The sequence below is a fragment of the Candidatus Protofrankia californiensis genome (assembly GCF_900634765.1).
In the GTDB taxonomy this organism is placed as follows: domain Bacteria; phylum Actinomycetota; class Actinomycetes; order Frankiales; family Frankiaceae; genus Protofrankia; species Protofrankia californiensis.
In genome coordinates, this window is the sequence record NZ_CAAAFT010000380.1 from 36,288 (window position 1) to 37,445 (window position 1,158).

The 1,158-nt window shown below is 75.1% G+C and carries 1 protein-coding gene; it reads right to left on the reverse strand.

All coding sequences use genetic code 11. From position 1 onward, the window contains the following. The coding region (locus DD1DGNOD_RS19630; RefSeq protein ID WP_165036900.1) for an AAA family ATPase at positions 1-1,063 on the reverse strand (1,063 nt) is incomplete at its 3' end. Positions 1,064-1,158 lie beyond the last annotated feature (95 nt).

Here is a 1,158-nt window from a genome sequence, read left to right on the forward strand (position 1 = left end):
CCCACGCGCCGGCCTGGTCACCCTCGGAGTCGAGCTCGAGCAGGCGCCGCCCGGCCTGGTCGGCCCATTCCAGGACCCCGGACAGATCGGTGCCGTGGGCGCGGGCAAGGGCCGCCAGCGCCGCCCTGCGGTCCGCGGCGCCGGCGAGACGCACCGGGTCGGACTCGACCCCGGCGGCGTAGGAGGCCAGATCCGCGGCGACGTCCGCGAGCAGCATCCCGGCCTCGTGCAGGCGGTCGGCGAGGTCGGACAGGTCCGGGTCGAGGGACGCCTCCGCGTCGACCATCCGGTGGGCGGCCCCCAGCAGGTCGGTGGCGCCCGGTGCGCTGTCGCCGACGGCGGGGTCGGACACCAGCACGGCGTGGGCGCCGCTGGCGGCCTGCACCAATGTCTCGGCGTGTTCCAGCCGGCGTAGTTCGGTGTCGAGGGCGGTGTCCTCACCAGGACGGGGGTCGACCTTCTCGATCTCGGACAGTCCGGTCCGCAGCAGCTCGGCCTCGGCCGAGCGTTCCCGGGTACGGTCGGTGATCTCGGCAAGCCGGGCGGAGACCGTACGCAGCTGTGCGTAGGCGGTGGCATATGCGGCCAGGGGCCGTGCGACCGTGTCACCGGCGAACTGGTCGAGAGCGGCACGCTGTTCCCCGGCCCGCAGGAGCCGTTGTTGGTCGGACTGGCCGTGGATGGCGATCAGCCCATCGGTGATCTCGGCGAGGACGCTGGCCGGCACCGCCCGCCCGCCGACGTGCGCGCGGGAACGTCCCTCGGCCGTCAGCGTCCGCCCGAGGACGAGACCCTCCTCGTCGCACTCGCCACCGGCGTCGCGGACCCGTTCGGCCACCGGACCGTCCGGCGGGACGGCCATCCGCCCGTCGACGAAGGCCCGCGCCACCCCGGGCCGGACCAGGCCGGCGTCCGCGCGCCCGCCGGTGAGCAGCCCGAGCCCCTGGACAATCATGGTCTTGCCGGCTCCGGTCTCACCGCTGACCACGGTCAGGCCGGGCGCCAGCTCGAGCACAGCGTCGTCGATGACCCCGAGACCGCGGATGCGAACCTCCTCGAGCACAGATGTGACTCTATGGGGTGCGGCGTCCGCGGCGCCGGCCGCCCGGGCAACGCGCCTCCGGCAGCAGCGGCCCCGCCGCGCTCACCGGCCTCACC